At 36.4% G+C, this 25905-nt stretch carries 22 protein-coding genes, 1 tRNA gene and 1 other RNA gene; all 24 read left to right on the top strand.

The genetic code is table 11. The annotated features are described in order from the left end of the window. Positions 1–40: 40 nt before the first annotated feature. Positions 41–1777, top strand: a complete 1737-nt coding sequence (gene thrS, locus PHY73_00405; GenBank protein ID MDD3374173.1) for a threonine--tRNA ligase — start codon at positions 41–43, stop codon at positions 1775–1777. Between the two features lie 42 nt (positions 1778–1819). Further along, a complete protein-coding gene (infC, locus tag PHY73_00400; GenBank protein MDD3374172.1) occupies positions 1820–2326 on the top strand; it encodes a translation initiation factor IF-3 in 507 nt (168 codons plus the stop codon). A 20-nt stretch (positions 2327–2346) separates the two neighbouring features. Further along, positions 2347–2544 carry a 50S ribosomal protein L35 gene (gene rpmI, locus PHY73_00395; GenBank protein ID MDD3374171.1) on the top strand — a complete coding sequence of 66 codons (198 nt, stop codon included), beginning with the start codon at positions 2347–2349 and terminating at the stop codon, positions 2542–2544. Positions 2545–2562: 18 nt separating this feature from the next. Next, on the top strand, positions 2563–2952 hold the full coding sequence (gene rplT / locus PHY73_00390; protein MDD3374170.1) for a 50S ribosomal protein L20: 390 nt from the start codon (positions 2563–2565) through the stop codon (positions 2950–2952). A 59-nt stretch (positions 2953–3011) separates the two neighbouring features. Beyond that, entirely contained in the window at positions 3012–4370 is a 1359-nt protein-coding gene (gene trkA / locus PHY73_00385; protein MDD3374169.1) for a Trk system potassium transporter TrkA, read from the top strand. A 9-nt stretch (positions 4371–4379) separates the two neighbouring features. Next, a complete protein-coding gene (locus PHY73_00380) occupies positions 4380–5834 on the top strand; it encodes a TrkH family potassium uptake protein (GenBank protein ID MDD3374168.1) in 1455 nt (484 codons plus the stop codon). A 78-nt stretch (positions 5835–5912) separates the two neighbouring features. After that, the gene (gene pheS / locus PHY73_00375; GenBank protein MDD3374167.1) at positions 5913–6956 is read left to right on the top strand and encodes a phenylalanine--tRNA ligase subunit alpha; all 1044 of its coding nucleotides are present in this window, start codon (positions 5913–5915) and stop codon (positions 6954–6956) included. Between the two features lie 260 nt (positions 6957–7216). Further along, positions 7217–8677, top strand: coding sequence for a hypothetical protein (locus tag PHY73_00370; protein ID MDD3374166.1), 1461 nt, complete (start codon positions 7217–7219; stop codon positions 8675–8677). A 68-nt stretch (positions 8678–8745) separates the two neighbouring features. Continuing rightward, the gene (locus tag PHY73_00365) at positions 8746–10212 is read left to right on the top strand and encodes a hypothetical protein (protein MDD3374165.1); all 1467 of its coding nucleotides are present in this window, start codon (positions 8746–8748) and stop codon (positions 10210–10212) included. A gap of 79 nt (positions 10213–10291) precedes the next feature. Continuing rightward, positions 10292–12325 carry a phenylalanine--tRNA ligase subunit beta gene (gene pheT, locus PHY73_00360; GenBank protein ID MDD3374164.1) on the top strand — a complete coding sequence of 678 codons (2034 nt, stop codon included), beginning with the start codon at positions 10292–10294 and terminating at the stop codon, positions 12323–12325. Positions 12326–12344: 19 nt separating this feature from the next. Continuing rightward, positions 12345–12498: non-coding RNA, 6S RNA (ssrS, locus tag PHY73_00355), on the top strand. A 222-nt stretch (positions 12499–12720) separates the two neighbouring features. Further along, a complete protein-coding gene (locus PHY73_00350; protein ID MDD3374163.1) occupies positions 12721–13284 on the top strand; it encodes a 5-formyltetrahydrofolate cyclo-ligase in 564 nt (187 codons plus the stop codon). Positions 13285–13459: 175 nt separating this feature from the next. Further along, a complete protein-coding gene (gene rny / locus PHY73_00345) occupies positions 13460–15016 on the top strand; it encodes a ribonuclease Y (protein ID MDD3374162.1) in 1557 nt (518 codons plus the stop codon). A gap of 106 nt (positions 15017–15122) precedes the next feature. After that, complete coding sequence (locus PHY73_00340; protein MDD3374161.1) at positions 15123–15905, top strand: TIGR00282 family metallophosphoesterase; 783 nt, start codon at positions 15123–15125, stop codon at positions 15903–15905. Continuing rightward, positions 15906–16301 (top strand): PilZ domain-containing protein, encoded by a 396-nt coding sequence (locus tag PHY73_00335; GenBank protein MDD3374160.1) that lies wholly within the window; start codon positions 15906–15908, stop codon positions 16299–16301. A 43-nt stretch (positions 16302–16344) separates the two neighbouring features. Then, the gene (gltX, locus tag PHY73_00330) at positions 16345–17619 is read left to right on the top strand and encodes a glutamate--tRNA ligase (protein ID MDD3374159.1); all 1275 of its coding nucleotides are present in this window, start codon (positions 16345–16347) and stop codon (positions 17617–17619) included. A 94-nt stretch (positions 17620–17713) separates the two neighbouring features. Next, positions 17714–17784, top strand: a tRNA-Gln gene (locus PHY73_00325). Between the two features lie 47 nt (positions 17785–17831). Next, positions 17832–19520: a hypothetical protein gene (locus PHY73_00320; protein ID MDD3374158.1), complete on the top strand. Its 1689-nt coding sequence runs from the start codon at positions 17832–17834 to the stop codon at positions 19518–19520. 98 nt (positions 19521–19618) lie between these two features. Next, positions 19619–20341, top strand: a complete 723-nt coding sequence (locus PHY73_00315) for a glycosyltransferase family 2 protein (protein MDD3374157.1) — start codon at positions 19619–19621, stop codon at positions 20339–20341. 12 nt (positions 20342–20353) lie between these two features. After that, complete coding sequence (locus tag PHY73_00310) at positions 20354–20926, top strand: NAD(P)H-dependent oxidoreductase (protein ID MDD3374156.1); 573 nt, start codon at positions 20354–20356, stop codon at positions 20924–20926. Position 20927: 1 nt separating this feature from the next. After that, entirely contained in the window at positions 20928–21839 is a 912-nt protein-coding gene (locus PHY73_00305; protein ID MDD3374155.1) for a DUF481 domain-containing protein, read from the top strand. Between the two features lie 290 nt (positions 21840–22129). Then, the gene (locus tag PHY73_00300; GenBank protein MDD3374154.1) at positions 22130–22825 is read left to right on the top strand and encodes a hypothetical protein; all 696 of its coding nucleotides are present in this window, start codon (positions 22130–22132) and stop codon (positions 22823–22825) included. Continuing rightward, positions 22822–23892, top strand: coding sequence for a rhodanese-like domain-containing protein (locus PHY73_00295; protein ID MDD3374153.1), 1071 nt, complete (start codon positions 22822–22824; stop codon positions 23890–23892). The genes PHY73_00300 and PHY73_00295 overlap by 4 nt, the downstream gene beginning before the upstream one ends. Next, positions 23870–25744: a hypothetical protein gene (locus PHY73_00290; GenBank protein ID MDD3374152.1), complete on the top strand. Its 1875-nt coding sequence runs from the start codon at positions 23870–23872 to the stop codon at positions 25742–25744. The genes PHY73_00295 and PHY73_00290 overlap by 23 nt, the downstream gene beginning before the upstream one ends. Positions 25745–25905: the final 161 nt, after the last annotated feature.

Below are 25905 nucleotides of genomic sequence, written 5' to 3'. Positions count from 1 at the left end.
TAGAAACATAAGTCTTTTTGTTTCAGCTAGATAGGGAAAGATGGCAGAGAAAGAAAACAAAAAAAAATTGGAAACTTTGAGACACAGTTGCTCGCATGTGATGGCGCAAGCCGTTAAAGAGCTTTGGCCTAATGTGAAGGTGGCTATTGGTCCTGCGATTGATAATGGTTTTTATTATGATTTTGAACGCAGCGATCCTTTTTCAACAGATGATTTGAAAAAGATTGAAAAAGCAATGCGCCGTATTATTCAGGATAAGCCAAAAATTGTTCAAAGTCTAATGCCTAAGAAAGAAGCTTTAGAGCTTTTTGAAAAACAAGGCGAAATTTATAAAGTTGAGCTCATTGAAAATTTAGAGGACGAACAAGTTTCTGTTTATCAGACAGGCGATGGATTTCTGGATTTATGTAAAGGCCCGCATGTTGATAATGCTGGAGAAATAAAAGCCTTTAAATTGCTTTCGGTTGCTGGCGCTTATTGGCGTGGAGACGAAACAAAACAAATGCTTCAGCGAATCTATGGCACTTGTTTTCCGTCAGAGAAAGAGCTTAAAGAATATTTAGCGATGCTTGAGGAAGCGCAAAAAAGAGATCATCGGAAGTTAGGGCCACAATTAGATTTGTTTAATTTTTATCAAGAAGAAGCTGGTGCAGGGCTCATTTTTTATCATCCTAACGGAGCGATGCTTCGAAAGATAATCGAAGATTATATTAAAGATGAAAATATCAAACAAGGGTATGATCTTGTTCAAACGCCAAATATCCTAAAAGGAAAGCTTTGGGAAACATCTGGCCACAGCGAGTATTATCGAGAAAACATGTATTATTTTGACGTGGATAATCAAGAGTATGCCGTAAAGCCAATGAATTGTCCGGGTCATATTTTGATTTACAAATCAAAGACGCGTTCTTATCGCGATTTGCCAGTGCGATTATTTGAATTAGGAACTGTTTACCGTCATGAAAAAGCAGGAGTATTGCATGGACTTTTGCGTTTGCGTGGATTTACCCAAGACGACGGACATATTTTTTGTCGAGAAGATCAGGTAAAAGATGAGGTTATGAGCGTTATTGAGTTTGTATTTAAAGTGATGAAAACATTTGGATTTAATGATTATGAGATTGAGCTTAGCACGAGACCCGAAAAATTTATTGGAGATATTAAGGATTGGGAAATCGCAACTAATGCTTTAGAAGAATCTTTGAAGCAAAAAGAAATTGAATATCAGATCAATGAGGGTGACGGGGCCTTTTATGGGCCGAAGATTGATATTAAGCTTAAAGATGCGATTGGTCGCTCTTGGCAATGCGCGACAATTCAATGTGATTTTGCTTTGCCTGAGCGGTTTAAGATGACTTATATCAACGAGGAAGGCAAAGAAAAAAAACCGATTATGATTCATCGGGCAATTTTAGGGAGCGTGGAACGTTTTTTTGGGACACTAATTGAGCATTATGCAGGCGCGTTTCCTTTGTGGCTTGCGCCAATACAAGCGGCGATTATTCCGATTAGAGAGGAACATCAAGCTTTTGCAAAACAAATAAAAGAAGATTTACAAACAAACGGTTTTCGGGTTATAATTGACACCAGCAATGAAACTTTAAATAAGAAGATTCGAGAAAATTCTGTTAAAAAGATTCCTTATTTGATTATTTTAGGGGACAAAGAAGTTGAGACAAGAGAAGTGTCTGTTCGAAAAAGAGGCGGCAATCAAACAAATATTGCTTTTGATGCTTTGGTAGAGCAGTTTAAAAAAGAAGTTGTTCAGAAAGTATAAGATAAACCCATTATAGCAGGAGGTAGTTTTATTAATAAATATATTCGAACTAACGAGCGTATCCGAGTTCCAGAAGTACGTGTTATTGGGCCAGAGTCAGAGCAGCTTGGCGTTGTTCTTATTAAGAGAGCGTTAGAGTTGGCTCAAGAGAATGAGCTTGATCTTGTTGAGATTGCCCCAACAGCAAAACCACCGGTTTGTCGTATTATGGATTTTAGCAAATATAAGTATGATCAAGAGAAAAAAGAGCGGCTTGAAAAAAAGAGTCAAAAAATAACACATTTAAAGCAAATTCGTCTTAAACCGCACATTGATCAACATGATTATCAAGTAAAATTAAGGCAGGCGATTTCGTTTTTAGAGAAAAAAGATAAAGTAAAAGTAAATCTTTTTTTCCGAGGACGCGAGATGGCTTTTAGGGATCAAGGAAAAGAAGTGTTGAAGAGGTTTGTGGAAGAAATTTCTGAACATGGACAAGTCGAAAAAGATCTTAGCATGATGGGCCGCGTGATGTCTATTGTCGTTGCCCCTAAAGCAAGTAAGAAATAAAGTTGTAGAAAGGAAATATTATGCCAAAGCTTAAAACAAACAGGTCTGCCGCTAAGCGAGTGCGCGTTACCAAGACAGGTAAGATAAAAAAGCGAAGCGCAAATCGTGGACATATTTTAGGAAAAAAAACAAGTAAAAGAAAACGCCATCTTCGCAAAGACGGATATCTTAAGTCGGGCGATGCAAAGAAACTAAAAAAGATATTACCGTATCTTTAATAAGGAGGAAGGGATCTCATGACGAGAGTTACAAACGCTGTTGCCTCACGCAAGCGAAAAAAAAGAGTTTTAAAACAAGCCAAAGGACAATTTGGACACAGGAGCAAACGTTATCAACAAGCGGATCGTTCTGTTACAAAAGGAATGGCATATTCTTATCGAGATAGACGTGTTAAGAAGCGTGAAATTAGATCTTTGTGGATCGTTCGCATTAATGCCGCTTGTCGCGATGCTGGGTTAACCTATAGCCGCTTTATTAAAGGATTAAAAGAGGCTAATATTGAGGTTAATCGTCAGATGTTAGCAGAATTAGCTGTTAATTCTGCGGTTGCTCTTAAAAAGCTAATCAAGATTGCTCAAGAATCTGTAACAGTAAAGCCTGTTCCAAAGACAACCAAAAAGGTTTAAGAACGTTATATTAAGGCAAGGAATTTATTCTTGCCTTTAATATTAATATTTTTAAAAATATGAAAATAACAATTGTTGGAGCAGGGATTATCGGGTCAAATCTTGCAAAAGATCTTTCTGATCAGAATCATGAAGTGTATGTGGTTGAGAAGAATCCAGAGATTGCAGCTAAGGCAAATGAAAAACTAGATGCCAAAGTAATAGTAGGGGAGGGTTCTGATCCTGAGATTTTAAAGCAAGCAGGCGTTGAATCTGCAGACCTTGTGATTGCTGTGACCGCTTCTGATGAAACAAATTTTGTTGTTTGTTCCTTAGCAGATGCTTATGGTGCTAAGAAAAAAATTGCCCGCATTCGAAATCTTCCTTTAAGCCAAGCCCTAAATAAATTTGGTTATTCTCGTTTTTCCATTGATGAAATTATCAATCCTGAGCAAGTCGCGGCCGAACAAACTGTGAAGATTGTTATGGCGCCAGGATCACATGAAGTTGCTGATTTTGGTGATGGAAAAATTCTTTTACGTTCCTTTGTAGTCTTGGAAAATTCTCCTTTGTGTAACGCTAAAATAGAAGATTTTCGAAACGATGATTCGCCATGGCCTTTTTTGATTATTGCCGTTAAAAGAGATAATAGCGTCGTGATTCCTAAGGGGGACATTGTTATACAAAAAGCAGACCGCATTTATGTTTTGTTGCCAGCTGCTTCTCTTGGAGAGTTTTTAGCGTTTGTTAATCCGGATGCTCGACGGGCAGAGAAAGTTGTTATTTATGGAGCAACGAGCATTGGTGAGAGAATTGCTCAGGACTTGGTAGGACATGTTAGAGATATTCTTATTTTAGAAGAGAACGAAGAAGAGGCTCTTGAGGCGGCTGGCAAACTAACGAATGTCCGCGTGATTAATGGTTCTCCATCAGAAAAAGAACTCTTAAAAGAATGCGGAATGGAAGCCGTTGATGTATTTATTTCAGCTTCGGAAAACGATCATTCAAATTTAGTAAGCGCTGTTTTAGCTAAAAAAGCAGGAGCTAAAAAAACAATCATTATTACACAACAGCCAGATTACATGACGATCATGGAATCTCTTGAGATTGATGTTATGATCAACCCTCGATTTTTAGCTGTTGATCAAATTCTTCGTCTAGTCAGAGGGGATGGGGTCAATGCCGTTACAAAAATTGTTGGGTGTAACGCTGAAGCTCTTGAGCTTGTTCCAGAGCAAGGGTCTCCGATCACAAAAGCACCGTTAAAGGATGTTAAATTTCCTAAAGATTCTATTATTGGGGCTGTGTTTAGGGATGACGATGTTCTTTTGGCAGATGGAAATACTCATATTCGTGAAGGAGAAGGGACAATTGTTTTTTGTCACGAAAAATGTATCGTACCTTTACAAAAATTATTTACTAGAAAAAAAATTTTTTAAAATCCTCTTATGCATAAAAAGATTGTTGTAAGCATTGTGGCTAGAGTTCTTTTGGTTGTTAGCCTTATTATGCTCATCCCTTTAGGATGGGCATTTTTTGATAACAAGGAAAGCCTTGAGGTGTTTGCATTTACGACAACGATATTGCTGGGATTGTTGGTTTCTGTGGTTGTGCGTGCGGTTTTTCCATTGGATTCAGAAGGATTTGAACTTTTGAATGCTAAAGACGGATTAGCTATTGTTGGGTTGTCGTGGATTGTTTTGTCTTTTTTTGGATCTTTGCCTTTTTATTTAGCAGAAAGTGTTCCGTCATTTACCGATGCTTTTTTTGAAACGGTTAGTGGATTTACAACAACAGGAGCGACGATTTTTTCTTATATTGAAGGGCTGCCCAAAGGACTTCTTTTTTGGCGTAGCTTGACTCATTGGCTTGGCGGGATGGGAATCATTGTTCTTTTTTTAGCTTTGTTGCCTGTTATTGGACAAGGCGCTTATCGGCTTTATCAGGCTGAGGCTCCCGGTCCAACGGCAGAACGAGCGCAGCCACGCGTCAAAGAAACCGCCAAGGCACTTTGGGGTGTTTATTTTATTTTGTCTGTCTTAGAGACGCTTTTGTTGAAAGCAGGAGGGATGACTTGGTTTGATTCTCTTTGCCATACTTTTGGGACAATGGCGACTGGAGGCTTTTCTACAAAAACGGCAAGTGTCGCTGCGTTTAATCCTTTTATTCAATGGACAATTATTGTTTTTATGTTCTTGGCAGGAACTAATTTTATTCTTCATTATCAAGCTATCAAAGGGAACTTAAAAACATTTTTTAGAAGCGAAGAGTTTCGATGGTATTTTTTTCTTGTGCTTGCCCTTGTTTTTATTTTTACATTTATTCTTAAAAGTTATTACGACGTGACAACGCCATTAAGAACGGCAGCGTTTCAGGTTGTTTCGATTTTGACAACAACTGGATATGTGACCGCCGATTTTAACCTTTGGCCTCAGGCGCTTCGTATAGGTCTTGTGTGTTTGATGTTTGTTGGTGGCTGTGCAGGATCGACCGGCGGAGGGATGAAAGTTCTTCGTATTTTTTTAATTTTCAAAGTAGCGCTAAGGTCAGTTGTTCAAGCAATATTTCCAAATGCAGTTATTCCTGTTAAAGTTGACAATAAACCAGTTTCAGACAAAATTGTCTTGGGAGTTTTGTCTTTTGGAGCGATTTTTATTCTTCTTTTTATTTTAGGTGCGATTGCTATGGCTGCCACAAATGATTGTGATTTGCAAACAGCAGCCACCGCTTCTATTGCTTGTTTGGGAAATATTGGCCCTGGTTTGGGTAAGGTTGGGGCTGTTGAAAATTATGCTTGGATTTCTGTTCAAGGAAAATGGGTTTTGGCTTTTTTGATGTTAGCAGGGCGCCTGGAGCTTTATTCTATTTTGATTTTATTGGTTCCAACAACTTGGCGCAAATAGTTTCTGCCTCTGGCATTTTTTATAGTATAATAATTATACTTTTACTTCTATTTACTAATTTTCTGGAATTTAAAAAAAATGACATCTTGGAATTTCGAAGAAATTAATACAAATTTATCTCAAGAAGCTTCTCAGATAAGTGGCGCAGATCAGCTAGAAGCCTTTCGTATCAAATATTTAGGGCGAAAAGGGTTTGTTGCTGAAATTTACGCAAGTCTTGGGGCCGCCTCAAAAGAAGAAAAACCTTTGATTGGCAAAAAGGCCAATGACCTAAGGAATAAAATACAGTCTATTATTGATGAGAAAAAGAAACTTTTTCAGTCTGAGCATGAAGAAAAAAAAGCTCAAGATAGTATCGATGTGACTATGCCAGGAGTTAAAGTGCCTTTGGGGCATGCGCATATTTTATCTCAAACAATGTATGAAATTTGTGCAATTTTTGAGAAATTAGGATTTTCTGTTTTTGAAGGTCCAGAAATCGAAACAGAGTTTAACAATTTTACAGCGCTTAATATTCCGGCAGACCATCCTTCTCGCGATGCGTTTGATACTTTTTATTTGGATGCGAAAGACCCGAGTAACAAAGAACGTAATCTTTTGCTCCGCAGTCACACTTCTCCTGCACAAATTCGTGCGATGCAAAATAATAAACCTCCTTTAGCTGTGATTGTTCCTGGCAAGGTATATCGACCTGATGCGGTGGATGCGAGTCATTCATTTATGTTTCATCAGATTGAAGGATTGCTAGTTGATGAAAAAGTGACTCTTTCCGAGTTGAAGGGATTGCTTACAGTTTTTTGTCAGAAATTGTTTGGAAAAGATATTAAAATGCGATTTCGTCCACATTTCTTTCCGTTTACCGAGCCCTCGGCAGAGGTCGATATTTCGTGTTATATTTGTAAAGGAAAAGGATGTTCGGTTTGTGGACGAAAAGGATGGCTTGAAATATTGGGTTGCGGCATGGTTCACCCAAAAGTTTTTGAAGCGGTCAAATATCCAAAAAATAAATACACAGGCCTTGCATTTGGAATGGGCGTTGAGCGCATTGCCATGCTAAAGTACGGCATTAATGATATTCGTTTGTTTTTTGAGAATGATGTAAGATTTCTTAAACAATTCTAGACGCAAAAGCTCGGTTTTTAGAACATAAGGGACCAGCCGAGCAAAAGCGAGGCAGTCCCGAAAACGCCTAAGCGTTTTCGGGATATTGAGCATTTGATTTTGAATGTTATCCCGCATGTGTAGAATGCTGGGATATTGAATATTTGATTTTTGAAAGTTATCTCGCACGTTTAACGTGTTGGGACTAATCTTAACCTAGACAGAGCTTTGTATTTTGTTGTTACGAAGAGTAGGCCCTGGCTAAATTTAGGAGGAAAAAGATGAAAAAAGTAATTTTTACAATATTATTTCTTATTGCTTGTTGTTCGTTAGTTTTCGCAGATAAAGTTACGCTGACAACGTATTATCCAGCCCCTTTTGGCATGTATCAAGAGATGCGGGTTATGGGCTTGCTCGGCGTTGGAGAGGAAAACCCTACTCATAAAGTGGAGATTATTGCTGATGGGGCAGGTCAAGGTGTCCTTGTTGCTGGAATAGGAAACACAGCGTCAAATATGTCCTCTGCTCTTGGTTCAGGAAACACAGCGAGCGGATCAACTTCTTTTGCAACAGGAGATATGAATAGCTCTACTGGAGCTAGTTCTTTTTCAACAGGATCTGGCAATACTGTTTCTGGGCTTAGAGCTTTTGCTTCTGGGTTTTCAAATACGGCTTCTGGAGAAACATCTTTTGCTTCGGGAGACGAAAATGTTGTTTCTGGTGAAAATTCATCTGCGTTTGGTTCAAAAAATGATGTAGATGGAATTAGTTCTTTTGCCGCAGGATCTGACAACGCTGTTTCGGGAGACAATTCTTTTGCAACAGGGGAAAGCAATACGGTTTCTAACACAAGATCTTTTGCTTTTGGATTTAAGAATGCTGTTTCAAGTGAGCAGTCCGCTGCCTTTGGAGAGGGGAACATTGTAAGCAACGAAAAAAGCTTTGCTTTTGGAGAGCAGAATAATGCTATTGGAAGAAATACTTTTGCTGCTGGGATAAACGTGACGGCAAAAGCTTTGGGTTCTTCGGTTTTTGGAAGATTTAATCTGGTTAGGGGAACGGAGCATCTTTGGAAAAATTTAGACCCCTTGTTTGTTATTGGAAACGGAACAAATGACGCTAATCGATCTGATGCAGTGGCTGTTTTAAAAAATGGAGATGTTGGGATTGGTGTTGCAAATCCTGTATCTAGGCTTGATGTTAGCGACGGAACAATCACGTTAGGGGACGGTAATATTTCTAGCTCAGGAGACAATGATCGAGGTATTTTTGTTAAGCAAGATGGTGTAACGGGTGGTGATTTTATTGGGTTAAGCAAGGAAGATCCGAGTTTTCCTGTTCATGTTGGCCTTGATTTTGGAGGCATTTCGATGAGTAGCGCAACTCTTCTTCAGGTAGATGGGAGAATTAGTTCTGGCCATATTGTTGTTGGTGGTAATGATGTTGATGAAAATCGTAATATTTATGTCTATGGATATGCTCAGTTTGGTACAGCTCAATTAGTTGCCTGTAATGCAACTCGAGCAGGGTCTGTTCGCGTTGCTGCCGTGCCCGCTGGGAGCTGTAATGATTGCTGTGCTTTGGAGGTTTGTTATCCTGGAGAAGAATATGATAAAGACGGGATTTTGATACCAGGAGGGCCGGGATATACATGGAAAGGGGCTTGTCATGCGGTTAAGCTTGGCGCTGCTTCTCCTCCCGGAGGATCAGGAATAGAAAATGGGCTTAATCTTACTGATTAAAAGATAATAAATTAGTTTAGATTTTAGCTTTTGAATTTATTTTATTTAATATTGTATTGGGGGAAGAAATGAAAAAAATAATTTTTACCATATTATTTGTTGTTGCTTGTTGTTCATTAGCTTTTGCAGATAAAGTTACTTTGACAACGTATTATCCAGCCCCTTTTGGCATGTATCAAGAGATGAGGGTTATGGGACAGCTAGGTGTAGGGGAGGAAAACCCTATCCATAAAGTTGAGATTGTTCCCGATGCTGGACAAGGTGCACTTGTTGCTGGGTCAGGAAACACAGCAACAAACGCCTCTGTTGCTTTTGGTTTAAATAATACTACGACAGGAAACAATTCTTTTACATCAGGAGAATCGAACAATGCTACGGGGAACTATTCAACGGCTTTTGGTTCAGAAAATACAGTAAGCGGGACAAGATCTTTTGCATCAGGGTTTCAAAATAATGTTGCAGGAGACAATGCTTCTGCTTTTGGTGGAAGCAATTCGGTGAGTGGTAGTTATTCTTTTGCAGCAGGAAATGCGAATGTTGCTTCTGGGAAGAGAGCTTCTGTTTTTGGTCAAGCAAGTTTTGCTAGCGGAGACTATTCTTTTGCTAGTGGGCAATTTGCTAATGCTAGGGCTAAAAATTCTGCTGTTTTTGGACAATATAATATTGTTTCTGGGACGACAAATGCCTGGGTTGACACTGACCCTTTGTTTGTGATTGGGAACGGAGCAAGTGCTGCGAATCGGTCTAATGCAGTCACTGTTTTAAAAAATGGAAGAACTGGTATCGGAACAGAAACTCCTTTTGCTGACCTTCATGTTCAAAATACAGATTTTAATTATTCTGCTGTTTTTGAGAATACCGCTGCTGCGCCAGATGGTCCTGTTATTGAGATTTTTAATGATGCCGTTCCAAGGAGTGTTACGACAAAGTCAGGAATTTATATGGAAACTTCTGCTGATACGGCGTATGGAATTTATCAAACAGGCGGCGGGGATAATTATTTTGCTGGGGATGTTGGGATAGGAAAAACTGCTCCTCAAGCTCATCTTCACGTTAATGCTCAGGGGAGTGCAGAGGGGGTTTGGATTAAATCTGAGGCTGCCAATAGCTCTTCAGGGCTTAGTTTTGTTAGCGGAGGAACAAACGATCGATATAATATTTTTAGTAATCAGGGAAATTTAACCTTTGCTCGATATAGAAACGGAGCGGGACAAACTGATAGTAATTTTATGGTTATTGATGATCAGGGGTGGCCAAACGGTGGACGTCTTGGGATTGGGATAACTGTACCTCAGGCCAAGTTGGATGTTAATGGTGCTATTAAAGTTGGTACTGAAGGGACGGCGTGTTCAGATAAGACAGCTGGGATGTTGAAATTCACGCCAATTGAAAAAGTTGTATGTGCAACGGGGACTGTTCAGACATCTACTTTACGCTTATGCTCTACTGATGACAATGGAGCAAATTGGAAATGGTATCTTGTCCATGGAGATTGGAATGAAGTGTGTTCTCCTTCCCCATCTCCAATTGAATGATGAAAATTTATTGAACGGAATAAAAAGTAAAAAAAGATTAAATAGTAGCTTAGGATTATTTTAGTTAAAGAAAATAATAATGAAAATAAATTTAAATTGGATTAAAGATTATATTGATATTCCAAATAAAGTTGATGAGCTTGCGCATAAGCTAACTTTATCTGGACAAGAAGTCGAGAAAATCGAAAAGATTAACGGCGACACCGTTTTTGAGCTTGAGGTGACTCCGAATCGGCCAGATTGTCTTAGCTTTATTGGTTTGGCACGAGAGTTTTCTGCCATTTTAAATAAGAATTTAAAAAAGCCAAAAATAAAAAAAATAAAATTTTTAAACAATAAATGTGACATCACAATTGAAGATAAAAAAGACTGTAGTCGGTATATTGGTGCGATTTTGACAGGTGTCAAAATCGCACAATCTCCACTTGGGATGCAAAAAAATTTAAAGACCATTGGTCTTCGCCCTATTAATAATATTGTTGACGTGACTAATTTTTGCTTGATGGAAACCGGTCAGCCTATGCACGCCTTTGATTATGATAAATTAAAAGGCAACAAAGTTGTTGTGCGTCGCGCTAAAAAAGGTGAAAAAATTATAGCGATTGATGACGTTGTGTATGATCTTGATCCATCTATTTTGGTTATCGCAGATGAGAAAAAGCCAGTTGCGATCGCAGGTATTATGGGAGGCAAAGAAGCCGAGGTAACAAAAGAAACAAAAAATATTTTGTTGGAAAGTGCTTATTTTGATCCTATTTTGATTCGGCGCGCATCGCGCAATCTCGCGCTTCGAAGCGATTCTTCTTATCGCTTTGAAAGAGGGGTTGATGTTAATGTTGTTGAGGCGGGGATTAAAAGAGCAGTTAATTTGATTCAAGATTTGGCAGGTGGTGTTGCGTTTTCTCAAAAAGATGTTTATCCTGGCAAGTCAAAAAAGATTCAGAAAAAGATTGATGTGACGACAGATCAAATCAATTCTCTTTTAGGGGCAAATCTTCCGACGACAAGAATTAAGAATATTTTAAAGAAACTTGAGTGTTCGGTTTCTGAGAAAAAGAAAAATTGTTTAGAGGTTGCTCCTCCATCATTTCGAAGTGACATTACAAAAGACGTTGACGTGATTGAAGAAATCGCGCGTGTTGTTGGCTTTGACAATCTTCCTCTAAAGATGCCAGAAATTAAAGCACAAAATATTGTTGGCTCTCAAAAATGGATTTTTAAAAAAGATTTGTCACAGGCATTAACAGGGCAAGGATTAGACGAAATTATTAGCTATACCATGGTGGGAGAAAAAACGATTGAGAATGCAAATATTTCTTTTGATAAAGAAATCATTCAAAATCAAAATCCTTTGACCGAGGATCAGGTTTTTATGAGAACAGATTCTTTGCCAAGCATTCTAAATATTGTTTCTCTAAACATAAAAAGAGGTCAGAAAAATTTAAAGTTATTTGAGCTTGGGAAAATTTATCCAGCGTCTGGCGAGAAAGATATTTTGTCAATTGTAATGACCGGAGATAGGAGCAAAGATTGGCGCAGTTTAAAAAAAGAAAAAATAGATTTTTATGACATTAAAGGTACTGTTGAAAATGTGCTAGGTTATTTTTTAAAAGAAGAGGGTTGTTTTGAAAAAGCAGAGATTTGTTATTGTCAAAAAGGACAGAGCGCAGAGGTTGTTTTTAAGGGTAAGAAAATTGGATTTTTGGGGAAGATTGATGAAGGCGTTTTAAATAGATGGGATATTAAATATCAAGATGTTTTTTTTGCACAAATTGAAACAAGTTCTATTTTTAAAGCGTCTCAAAAAATTGAGAAATATAAAGCTGTTTGCGAATATCCTTGTGTGGTGCGCGACATTAGTTTGAGTCTTCAAGAAAATATTAGTTATCAAAAAATAAAAGATGTCATTTTAAGGGACAACGAGCCATTGCTTTTAGAGGTTGATTTTGTAGAGCAGTATTTGGGCGAAAAGCTTGAAAAAGGACACCGTGGCGTTACGATTTCTCTTACGTATCAATCTTTTCAAAAGACACTTACGGAGCAAGAGGTTCAAGAGGTTCATGGCAATATTTGCCAAAGAATTATTGCGGATTTGCAAGCTATCAAGCGTTGATAGTTGTGTTATAATAAATCATTCCCTGCTGTGTGCGTTGGGTCAAGTTATACTGAACCAACACAGTATACACGGGAGCTAAGCTTTTAAATCATCTTTGGATGGTTTAAAGAGGCACCCACTTGACACATACGGTTCATGTTACCTATCCTAACGGCATAAGCGGGGATTTTTTTGTTTAGAATATTTTAGCAGAATCTTGCTTACAGGTTTAAGTGTCTGGAATCAATAGGTTTGTAGGATATTTGAAAGAATTTCTTAAATAGTAATATTGTTTTATTTTACATGTGCCCGCCTTTTTATAAATAAATCTCTATAATATTAATAGTTGTCTATATATTAGAAAAATGGTAAAATGTTTCCCTTAACGTAGTTTGTATGATTAAGGATAATAAATGGGCAACAACCTCAAGGAGTCTTTGCGAAAAAGACTTTTGACATTACTGAGAATTCAAAAGGAGGATGTTAGACTTAAAAAAAGTAAGCTTATCGAAAATAAGCTGTTTAAAACACCGGAGTTTATGCGTGCTCAGGTGGTCATGTTCTACTTTTCTTTTGATGGAGAAGTAGAGACCCTTTCGATGATAGAAAAGGCACAAAAATTAGGAAAAAAAGTAGCGTTACCAATTACGATTAAAAAAGAAAAAAAGATTATTCCTTCTCTGATAGACAGCATAGAAAAAGATTTAACAAAAGGACCTTATGGCATTCAACAACCCAAACATAGCATTGCAAAAGGCTTCGTGCCTGTACATCCGGATTTAGTTATTGTTCCGGGTGTTGGGTTTGATCAAGCCAATAATCGTCTTGGTCGGGGAGAAGGATATTACGATCGTTTTTTAAGTATGCTACCCAAAACAACGCCGATATTTGGATTAGCGTTTGATTTTCAAATTGTTTCCTGTTTGCCTTCCATCGAAAAACACGACATTCCTGTTTCGCGTATTCTAACAAATTAATTGACTCGCATTCTTGAATTATTAGAATGCTCTTAATCCTAATTGTTCGATAAAAAACATTTAGGCAATCAAAGTAAACCCCGCTTTTCTTAAACATTTTTGGAGAAAAGCTAAATTGCGCATGCTAGTCTTAAGCGTAAAATGTGGGGCTAATCATAGAAGGGAGATTTTTACCATGTCAGGACAACCATTAGCAAATAATATTGTATTTCTTGTTTTTGGAGCTTTGTTGGGATATTTTTTAAGCCGATTTTTTAGTGATCGCCGTATTAAACAATCTACAATTAAAACAAAAGAACTTTTAGAAAAAGCTGAACGTGAGGGAGACAATAAGATAAAAGAGGCGGAAATCAAAAGCCGCGACATGCTCATTCAGTTAAGAGAGAATTTTGAAAAAGAAACAAAGGACCGCCGCGAAGAGCTTTCTTCCGCTGAAAAGCGTATTTCGCAAAAAGAGGAGAATCTTGAAAAACGTGTAGATCTTCTTGAAAGAAAAGAAAAGGATATCGAAGGACGTGTTAACCAGTTACACCAAAATGAAGTTGAACTAAAAGAAAAAGATATAAAGTTAGAGCAGTTAATTGAGGAAGAAAAGCATCGATTGCAAAAGATTTCTTCGATGACATCAGAAGAGGCGAAGACGCTTCTCTTGTCTCGCGTTGATGATGAGCTTATTGCCGAGAAAGCAACCCGTATTCGGGAAATGGACGAAGAGCTTAAAACGAACGCAGATAAAAAAGCGAAAGAGATTTTGTCTTCTGCTATTCACCGATGTGCCAGCGACCATGCTGGAGATACGACTATTAGCGTTGTTCATCTTCCTTCAGACGAGATGAAAGGTCGCATTATTGGACGCGAAGGACGCAATATTCGTGCGTTTGAGATGGCGACGGGTGTTGACATTATTATTGATGATACTCCAGAAGCGGTTACAATTTCAGGATTTGATATGATGCGTCGAGAAATTGCAAAGATTTCTTTGGAAAGATTGATTCACGATGGACGCATTCATCCTGGACGCATTGAAGAAGTAGTTGAAAAGGTTAAAAAAGAAATTGATACAAAAGTTAAAGAAGAAGGGGAACAAGCTACTTTTGACCTCGGCATTCATGGGATGCATCCAGAGCTTGTTAAATTAGTCGGAAAATTAAAATATCGAACAAGTTTTGGGCAAAATGCGCTTCGTCATTCGAAAGAAGTTGCTTCTTTAATGGGGATCATGGCATCTCAACTTAATTTAGATTTTAAAGTTGCTCGTAGGGCTGGTCTTTTGCATGATATTGGAAAAGTTGCTGGAGAAGATATCGAAGGTCCACACGCTATTATTGGAGCAGAGATTTCTCGTAAGTATGGAGAACAGCCGGATGTTGTGAGAGCCATTGAATCTCATCATGAAGAAGTTGAGATGAATATTTATGGTATTTTAGTTGCAGCTGCGGATGCGGTGAGTGCTGCTCGCCCAGGAGCTCGCGCTGAAACAATGGAGACGTATGTTAAACGAATCGAATCTTTAGAGAAGATTGCGACTTCGTTTAACGGTATTGATAAAGCGTATGCGCTTCAGGCAGGACGAGAAGTTCGCATTATGGTTAAGCCGAACAAGATAAATGACGATGAGTCTATTGTTTTGTCCCGAGAAATTCGAAAAAAGATTGAATCAGACATGGAGTACCCCGGGCAAATTAAGGTTATTGTCATTCGCGAAACGCGAGCAACAGAATACGCTAAATAAACGAGCGTGTTGATTGTAGCGCTAGGCGATATAGGCGATAAGATTAACCAATATTTTTTTATTTGTTCCTTTTAAAAGACGGACTTTAAGAGTTAGGATTTCATTTATGAATATTTTGTGTATTGGAGACATTGTCGGAAAGCCCGGCAGAGAAGCTGTGGAAACGCTTTTGCCTACGCTGATTAAAGAATATGATATTGAATTTGTTATTGCTAATGTTGAAAATGCGGCTGGTGGCTCAGGGATTATTCCTCGTTTAGCTGAAAGTTTTTTGTCTTGTGGTTGTGATGTTTTAACAACTGGCGATCATGTTTGGGATAAAAAAGAGATTTTAGAATTTCTTGGTGATGAAAAGAGGATTCTTCGTCCCTGTAACTTTCCAGAAGGATCACCAGGAAAAGGCTTTTGCGTGACAACAACAAAGAAAGGCAATAAAATTGCCGTGATTAATCTTTTGGGGCGGGTTTTTATGCGATATAATGTTAACTGTCCATTTAAGGCATTCGAGCATTTGATTAAAGATATTCGGAAGGAAACGCCAAACGTTATTGTTGATTTTCATGCGGAAGCAACAAGCGAAAAGATTGCTTTTGGACATTTCGCTGATGGAAAAGCGTCTGGCGTTTTCGGAACGCATACACACGTGCAAACAGCAGACGAAAAGATTTTACAAAAGAAAACAGGATATATTACAGATGTTGGAATGACAGGGCCGTTTGACTCGGTTATAGGCCAAAATAAAGAAAAAATCATTGAGCGATTTTTAAAAAGTATGCCATCAAAGTTTGAAGTGGCATCTGAGGATGTTTGGTTAAATGGTGTTGTTTTTACAATTGATGAACAAACAGGATTAGCTTTAAATATATTAAGAATTCAAAGGAGGATGTAGATGGCAAACTGGCAAGGTTTAGAGAGAAGACAATTTCCTAGAGTTAACTATCCGTGCTTAGTGACGGTCCGTCATGACGCTGAGGGCAAAGACGCATTCTTAACGCATACGGAAAATATTGGAACGGGCGGGGTTTGCGTTATTTTTAAAGAAAGTTCAAGGCTTTTTTCTGAAGTCGATTTAGAAATTGATCTTTTAGATATGGAAAAAAATATTAAGTGTAAAGGTCGCGTTGTTTGGTCTGTTAAAACACAAGCAAAGAATCAATCAAAAGCGACCGTTTATGATACCGGTATTGAATTTTCAAATATTTCTCCTGAAGAGCAAAAAAGAATTAGACAGGTTGTTCTTCAACTGATAAAAGAAGGTTATGAAAAGACACCTTACAGAGGATAAAGTGTCGTTTTTTCAATTAATTTCTTAAATACAAAGGTAAAGAATGAAAGTTAGGTTTGCTCCTAGTCCGACAGGATATTTACATATTGGCGGGGCCAGAACAGCTTTATTTAATTGGATGTATGCAAAATCTCAAAAGGGAAGTTTTGTTTTGCGTATTGAAGATACGGATTTAGAGCGTTCGAAGAAAGAATTTCTCGATGAGATTTTAGAAAGCATGCAGTGGCTTGGGCTTTCTTGGGATGAAGTTTACAAACAAAGCGATCGATTTGATATTTACCGAAAATATGCAGATCAATTGCTTGAAGAGGAAAAGGCGTATCTTGATGGAGATGCAGTTATTTTAAAGATGCCCCAAAAAGAAGTTAAGATTTATGATTTAATTCGTGATGAAATTATTTTTGATACAGCTGTTTTAAAAGATCAGGTTTTGATGAAGTCAGATGGATCGCCGACATATAGTTTTGCGTGCGTTGTTGATGATGCGCTGATGGAGATTACTCACGTGATTCGTGGGGAAGATCACATTTCAAATACACCAAAACAAATTATGATTTATGAAGCGCTTGGCTTCAAAGTGCCAAAGTTTGCTCATCTGCCTTTGATTATGGGAGAAGATGGAGGACGTCTTTCTAAGAGAACAGGGGCCGTTGCGGTTAGTGATTATAGAAAAATGGGTTTTGTTTCTGAGGGTATCGTTAACTATCTTATGTTACTTGGTTGGTCTCCTGGGCCAAATCAAGAAATTGTAATGCTTAAAAAAGCTGTAGAGAAGTTTTCAATTAAGAAGATTAACAAGGCGGCGGCTATTTTTTCTATAGAGAAATTAAAATGGGTCAATGCGCAGCATATTCGACAGATGGATCTGGAAAAACTAACAGATTTGATAATTCCACTTTTAAAAGAAAAAGGTTATCTTGACAGTGAATTTGACAGAAAGAATTTGGAAAGTATTGTTAATTTATTTAAAGGACGCGTATCGACTTTAGAGGATTTTGTTGATTGGGCAGATTTTGCTTTTCTTAAAGAAATTAATGTAAGTGCGGAAGATCAAGAAAAGTTCTTTTCAGATGACGCAAAGAAACAATTTAAGCTTTTAGCCGAATGTTTTGAGAAATTAGAAATATTTGATATTCATTCTTCGGAGGAAGGCTTTCGCCTTCTTGTCGACGATCTTAAAATAAAAGCTGCTGAGCTCGTGCATCCTGTGCGCGTTGCTTTAACAGGAAAAACAATAGGTCCTGGTCTTTTTGAGACAATGGCGGTTATTGGAAAAGAAAAGACAATCCAACGGCTGAGGCAGGCTGCTAATCTTTAGTATTAAAATTTATTTAAATGTAATTTAATATTTGCCATGCCTTTTGTTTTGAAGATCAAGGGATATGGCATTTTTTTATAAAAAACAAAAATATTGCCCGGTTGTGTAATGGTAGCACGACTGCCTCTGGAGCAGTTAGTTTTGGTTCGAATCCAAGCCGGGCAGTTAAAATTTTTTGTTAAAATCTGGTTAAACAATTTATTTTCTTTTTAATGTTTAAAAAAATATTATATTATCAAAAAACTATAGGATTAGCTGTTTTCTTATCGGTAGTTTTTTTGTGTTTAGATTATTTGATTATATATTTTTCTCCTTTTATTCAGAATATTTTTCCTCTTCTTTTCATTTCTTGTTTGATTGTTGCTATTTTTGCTCTTAGCCTTGCAAGGCAAGAAAATCTTGCTGCACATCTATTTGTTCTAACGCTCTCCCTGACAGTCTTTTTTAGTTTCTTAAGCATTGTCGTTAATATTTTAATGGAACCATTTTTTGATTGGAATTCAGCTCGTCTTGCCTGGACTTTCTCAATAAAATATGGGCATCAAGTTTTTTATGGTCTTTCCAAGGGGCCCATTCTCGCAAGAATGTATGGACCTTTGATGCCATTATCTTATTGGCCGTGTACATGGATGAAAACGCCTACGCTAGCTATTTGTTTGGGGTCTTTGTTAAGCGTGCTTTTTATTTTTGTTCCAAGCATAAGTTTTTTTGTAATAGAAGCAAAAAAAGAATCTTTCTCGAAAAGCGCATTTTTTTGTTATTTTTCATTATTTTGTCTTTTTTCATTTAGTCTATATTCTTTGAGCCGGTCTATTTTTATGATTCATGCAGATGCCCCCTCGATTGGCTTGGCAGCGCTTGCGTGTTTGTTTTTGTATGGAGATCGAGAAGAGTTAAGGCCGCATTATAAAATTCTTTCTGCTTTTTTTGTCGCTTGCTCTATTTGGACTAAGCAAATTGCTGTTCCTTTGGCGATTGCTCTTCCGATGTATGTATGGGTCAAAGAAGGAAGGCGATCAGCCCAGAGTTATTTCTTTCAGATAATTTTATTTTTGTTTTCTTTGTTGGCGTTGTTTTCTTATTCCTTTGGATTCAGAGAGATGTTTGAGGAGATGTTTTTAATCCCGTCTAGGCACCCCGCGCGATATTCTATGGGATGGGGCAAGGGATTCTTTTTGATAGCATGGTATTTTTTAAAGAATACAAGCTTGTTTGTTGCATTAATTCTTTTAACTAACATAGAACCAATAAAGAGACTTTTTAAAAGGGCAGTAAGCTTTAATGTATTTTTTAAGCAAAATGATTGGGTTTTGTTTTTTTTGGTAGGAGTTGCGATGGCTCCGACAGCGATTTTGGCGATGCTTAAAAAAGGAGGAGATGTAAATAATTTCAGCTTTTCTATATACTTCTTTGTTTTAGCGGCAACCATTTGCTTAGTCCGGTTTTTTTTAAAATCGTTAAAAGAAGTTTCTCTGGATCGCAAAAAGATAATAAAATTTTTATTTTGTATTTTGATGTTTTGTCTGATGAGTTTAAGTGTAGGAACTTTTTTTTCTTTTTTTAATAGACTTATTTTAGCCGATCGAAATCCGCAAGAAATGGCCTATGTTTTTTCTTTGCAGAATCCTGAGAAAATATATTTTCCAGATAGTATTCTGTCGACCTGTTTTTCTGATAAGAAAGTTTATCATAGTCTAGATGGTGTTTATGATCGAAAGAACGCGAGAATTCCCATTGATCCACAGCATTTTAAGAAGTATATTCCAAGGAAGTTAGAGCAGATTGCTATTCCTAAAAGATATCTATATCGACATTCGTATATTTTAGAAAAATTTCCAGAATTTCATGCTCAAAAAGGAACTAAAGAAACAGCTTTTTGGACTGTCTATGAGAAAAAATAGAAGATTTTGATTGAGAGTGCGAACTATTAGCAGGCTTGTGTTATTGTGATCTTATAATATAATAATAAAAATTAAAAATTTGAAAGAATTTGATTAATATGCAAGTATCAATAATTATTCCAGCATATAACGAGCAAAGGTGTATTCAAGAGACTTTGGATATAATCTGTTGCTATTTAGAGGCAAACAATGTTGATGCTGAAATTATTATTGTTGATGACGGAAGCAAAGATAATACATTTCTTATAGCAGAGGAATTTTCAAAAAAGCATAATTTTATCGTTGTTTTAAGAAATGATTGCAACAGAGGAAAAGGGTTTTCGGTTCGCAAAGGAGTTCTCGCGGCACGAGGAGACTGCGTTTTGTTTTTAGACGCAGATAATTCAACGCCGATCGAAGAAATTAAAAAAGTGATGCCGCTTATTTTAAATAATGAATATGATGTTGTTTTAGGGTCGAGGTCTATCGAGGGGTCAGATGTTAGGATTTGTCAGCCTTATTTTCGCATTGTTATGGGTCGCATATTTAATTTGTTTGTTAAGATGCTTTTTTATCGAGAGTTTAAGGACACCCAATGTGGTTTTAAATGTTTTTCTCGTAAGGCAGCTAAAGAAGTTTTTTCTAAGCAACGTATTAATAAATTTGCTTTTGATGTCGAGATTTTAGCGATTGCAAAACAAAGAGGCTTTAGAATTAAAGAAGTCCCTGTTTGCTGGATTAATAATCCTTGCAGCAAGGTTCATCCAATTAAAGATGCTTTTGTAATGTTTGTAGATTTATTTAGAATCAAAGTAAATCTTATGAACAAGAAATATAATTAAGAAGGGAACATCATGAAACATTTAGTTATTTACAGTCATCCGAATCCTAAAAGTTTTAATAATGCTATTGTGGAGTCTTTTTCTCAAGCGCTCAAAGATAGCGGTAACGAAGTAAAGATTAGAGATCTTTATGCTATGAAATTTAACCCTGTTTTGAATGTGAATGATTTTGAGCGAATGGATCAGGGTACATACGCTGATGATGTTTTAAAAGAACAAGAGTTTGTTCGATGGGCAGATGTGATCACGTTTGTTTTTCCAATATGGTGGAATAGTTCTCCTGCCATTACCAGAGGATATGTTGATCGCGTATTTAGCGTTGGTTTTGCTTATACAGAAGACATGAAAGGGCTTTTGCCTGATAAGAAAGTTCTTGTTATTTGTACGTTGAATGCGCCAGAACATATTAGCGAAAAAACAGGTGCTTTTAAAGCGATGAATTTTACACTTGGGCAAAGTTTGGCTAATTTCTGCGGAATGACGTTGCTTGAACAAAAATATTTTAGTTCGGTTGCATCTGTATCTAGCGATGAACGAAAGCAGATGTTAGAAAACGTTAAGAATATAGCGAAAGGAATAAGATAAAATGAAGCATGTTTTTTTTATAGTTGGAATGTTTTTTCTTTTTTCAAGCACAGCGATTGTTTCTGCTGACGAGGTTTACTTGAAGAATGGCGACCGCTTAACAGGGGTTGTTACTGTAAATGATGAATCAGAAATTCAAGTTGAGTCTGAGGCAATGGGCACTATTTTAATTAAAAAAGAGTTTGTTAAAAATATTGTTTCTTCAGATGCTTTAGCAGAAAAAAAAGATGAAAGCGTAGAAGAAAAAAAAGAAGAAGTTGCTTGGAAGAGAGATCTTTCAGCTGGATATAATTTATCGAGTGGGAATACTGAAAAATCACAATTTGCAGCAGCTCTTTCTTTAAGCAGAAAAACAGGTCGAGACGAATGGTCGCTCAAGGCAGCCTCTTTTTATTCTTCCGCAGACAAAAAGATGGACTCTCAGAAGTGGGATGGATCTTTGCGTTATGCGTTTAGTTTTGGAGAGAGCTTAAGGGCATATAATTTTTATCGTTTTGATGTTGATCATGATCGTTTTGCTAACATTGATTATCGGCTTACACCGTTTGCTGGGCTTGGGTATTGGTTCTTTGATGAGGAAGCAATAAAGTGGAAGGGAGAGCTTGGCGTTGGCTTTGAGCATACTTCTTTTAGAGATGATCAAAAAGATAAGGATGAGGCTATTCTTATCCCAAGATTTTATTCTGAGCATGCTTTAATAGGGAAATCAAGATTAACGAAAGATATTGCTCTGTATTTGCCATTCAATGATATAGAAAGCTATCGTGTTCATGGAGAAGTGTCTTTTATTAATCCTCTCGATGAGCATTTATCGTTAAAAATAAGCGTTATTGATGATTTTGATTCCAATCCTAGCGAGGATACGAAGAAAAACGATGTTCGATTTATTTCATCTCTTGTTTATTCGTTTTAAGGTGTTTTTTATCAAGGATGAATTGTTATTGCAGGGGTAGCGCAATAAAAAAGAAATAAATAAGAAATCTTCATAGATCATAGAAATTTGTTGTTTTGCAAGTGGTAAAATAGGTAAAAATAGGAGATTATTTGGAGTAAAAGAAGTTTTTTGATTGAGTAGTATTGAAAAAGGCGATTAATAGGTTGGCTGGAAGCAATAGTGTGGCATGGTATGCTTATTTAGAAGACTTTGGATGCCCTTATTTAAGGCGAAAAATGTTGTTTAAACGTTTATTTCAATGATGACACATGGAAAAGAATAATTTAATAATCACGCTTAAAGTAAGACGTATATTTTTTTGCTTAATTCTGATTATTGTCTTGCTTGTTTTATTGAATCTTATTGGAGGGATGCTTGTTAGAAACCCTATATTTTTGCATAAATTTCATTTGGATCATGAGCAAAATATTCCAACTTATTTTTCTTCTTTAATTCTTCTTTTTTCGGCAGGCCTTCTTGGGATAATAGCTGCATTAGAGAGAAAAAAGAAGAAAGCGAATAGTTCTTATTGGGCATGGCTTGCATTTATTTTTTTGTTTTTTTCTCTTGATGAGACAGCTGTTTTACACGAAGAGATGATCATCCCTCTAAGGGAAGCTCTTTGTGCGACAGGTATTTTTTATTTTACATGGGTTATCCCGGGAATAATTTTTATTCTTTTTTTTGGAATATTATTTTTGAGATTTTTTCTTCAGCTTCCTAGAGAAACTAAGTTTTTGTTTAAGATTTCGGCAATTCTTTATATTGGCGGAGCCCTTGGATGCGATCTTTTCGGAGGATGGTTTTCGTTCTCATTTGGGGAAAAAAATCTTATTTATTTTGTAATAACAACTATTGAAGAAACGCTGGAGATGACGGGGGTTGCTGTTTTTATTTATGCTCTTTTAAGATATTTATGTGTAAACTTTAAGGAAGTAACATTTTTAATTAGAGATACAGAATGAAAATACTAAAATTTAGCATAATGATTTTGTTTTTTTTATTGCTTTTGTTTTTGTTTGCTCGGAAATCTTTTGCATTTTTACCGCCAGAATTTCTAGTGCAGACGTTTTCTTCTATCGGCATAATTTTGGCAAGCGGCGTTGCGTTAGCTATAATTCCATTAATTGCAGTAAGGCTTTTCTTAAAAAGGAATAAAAGAATTATTGTTATATTGTTAGTTAATAATGTTATTTTGGGAATCGCTATTGGTTTTTTCTTCTATTATCGATACTATCTTCCCGTAAGGAAAGATAGCTATTTGGTGAGACCTTTAGCCCCGAAGTTGATAGGGGATAACGTACGTAAATACGGAATTTCTATGCAAGCAATTGAAGAGGAAGAAGAGAAGAAAAGAAAGGTGTGCTTTATAGATATCCGAGAGCCGGAGGAGTTTGCGGTGGGGCATTGTAAGAAGGCGTACAATGAAAGAGGCGTTGAGCTTTCCAAAGAAAGAATAAAGAAAATTTTTAAGATTTCGGATAAAGATTTTCAAGAAATCTTATTTATTATATATTGTCACGACGGAGATAGAAGTATAGATTTAGCCAAAAGAATGAATTTGCCTAATATCAAATATCTTATCGGAGGTGTTTTGCAATTTAAGGAAAACTTAGAGAATTTTCAAGGATTAATAGAGCCTTCAGAGGCATTATTTGGTAAAGAGTATACTACAAAATATCAAATTAACGTTAAATTAGCAGCTGATATTATCAAGAGCAAGAAAAGTGTTGTTGTGGATGTGAGAGGTAGAAAGTATTACGAGGTAATGCATATAAAAGGCTCACAGTGGTTTAGAATAGGCAATATGACATTCTTAGAAGTTGAAGAAGCGATGGAAAAACTAACAAAACAGTTGAGCAAAAGAAAGCAGTTAGTTGTGATCGCCAATGGATACGGAGATCTTTTTTATGCCCAGTTATTAATTTATAGACTAATTAGAGATTATAATTTAAGTGAAATAGATTATAATATTCTTTTTAATCAGATTGATTATATTTTTAAGTATTATGATATTCCCGTGCAAAAATAAAGCTTTCCCAGCTAAAATTAAAACCCTTTTCCTTTTACGTTCTTTTGGATTTTTTGTTCCAGATTTCTTTATTGTTGATGAAAAAAGAATCCGAGATGAGAATTTTTTAAAGAGAGAAAAGCAGTTTCTTCAAAATAAAAAAGTTAAGTATGTGATTATCCGTAGCGCTAGCATTACGGAGGACGGTAGATATAAAACAAATGCTGGTATTTTCGAAAGCTCTCCCAAATTGCTTCTTGATGAAGTTTCTTCTAAAAAGATTTATGAATATTGGATTAAAAATCTTGAGAAAGTTTCTTGTCAGAATCCTCAAAATCTTTTTTTGATTATTCAAGATTATTTTGACTTCGATTATTCTGGAGTGCTTTTTACACAAATGCCTTATTTTTCTTGGAAAGCGTGCGTAGAGATATCGAAAGAAGCTGAAAAGATTACTTCTGGGCGTAGAAGTGATTTTTCAGCTGTTTTTGATAAAAATTCCAGAAAGTGGAGCGAAAGTATATTTTCAAGAAAGATTCAAATTATTTTAGAAAAAATAATAAAAAATTTGGAAAAATATGATCAAAGCGGATGGGATATAGAGTTTGGGATTAAAGGGGACAGTGTGGCAGTCTGGCAAGCAAGGATGATTGTTCAAAGTGAGGATGAGAAAATATTATTTTTGGAGAAAGAACGTCTTAAGAATAAATTTAAGAATACCTTTGAGCAACAGCTATGGGAAAAGAATACGTTTATTCAAAGCTTAGGAGATCTGACCTATTTTTCTATTACGCTATATAATTTTTTGTTGAGATCGGAGACTCTTTATCAAGGATTATTGAGAAACGGATTTTGTGAAAAAAGAAAAGGGTTGTTGTCTTTTGATATTCTTGAAAATATAGGAGGACGTACATATTGGAATAAAACGCAAGAGAAAGAATATTTTCCGCGTCGAGAAGGATTCTTTTTTAATTTTAAAAGACTTGTAGTGATGAAGATTAATTATGAAATAATAAGAAAGGAAATAAAAGAAAGCGAAGCAAGGGATTTAGAAAGCGTTTTTTCTTATTTCTTTCTTTCGGGGGTTTTTTTGTCTTTTTTTTTAGAGCAAGAAAAGATACAGCAAAAAGATAGTTTTCTTGATCGCCTAAGGCAAACAGAATTTGCTTGCGGAGCGACTAGTTTTTTTCCCGTGAATATGTCCAAAAAAGAGACTGAAGATTTTTTACAAAAATATGGTTATTTGTGTGACTATCCTTATGAGGTTGCTTCTGTTCGGTATGATGAAGATTCGAGTTTATTGTTAAGAGCTCAGAGAGAGAAAGTAGATTTTCTAAAAAATGGTCCTTTTCTTTGTGAGGATGTGCAGTTTTGGATGAAACAGAGGGTGAGGTGGAAAGAAGTTTTTTTGAGAATGTTACAAAAAATGCGAGTTACTATTTTAAAAAAACACCCTAAAGATTTCTTTAGGATCTACAGTTATTCTGATTTCTTGAATAGAAAGATGTGCTTGAATAAGGAGATTAAGGAAAAAAAAGAAAAGAGAGTACAAGGTAACTATATGTCAATTTCAGGACGTTTTTTCCCTAATCCGTTGCCACCTGTTGAGCGAAGTAGAGATAGTATTATTATTTTTCCTGGTGAAATCCCAAGGGAACAGTGTTGTAGAGTTGATTCTTATGAAGATATTCGAAAGTATTCTGGGAGATTTGTCTTAGCAGAATATTGTCCAAATCATTGGATTCCTTATCTTTCAACTTTAAAGGGTCTTGTTCTTTGCGAAGGAAATATTCTTTCTCATGTTGCGATTACATGTCGTGAGAATATGATTCCTTGTCGGATTTGCAGACAGGCGTTGAGTGGTGAGACGTAACGTAAAGGATAAAAATGGTATGACTTGTGGATTTTCTTGAAGAGTTGATTGGAAAAAGAATGTATTGGCACGCCATTGTTATTTTAAAAAAGAAGGGGAAGCGGTTTGTTAAAACTTAAAAAATGGACGTTTCAAGTTTGTCTTGACAATTAAATAAAATT

This window comes from Candidatus Omnitrophota bacterium (assembly GCA_028693815.1).
In the GTDB taxonomy this organism is placed as follows: domain Bacteria; phylum Omnitrophota; class Gorgyraeia; order Zapsychrales; family Aceulaceae; genus Aceula.
The sequence above is the reverse complement of the archived record's forward strand: the minus strand, read 5'-3'. Positions and strand labels throughout refer to the sequence as shown.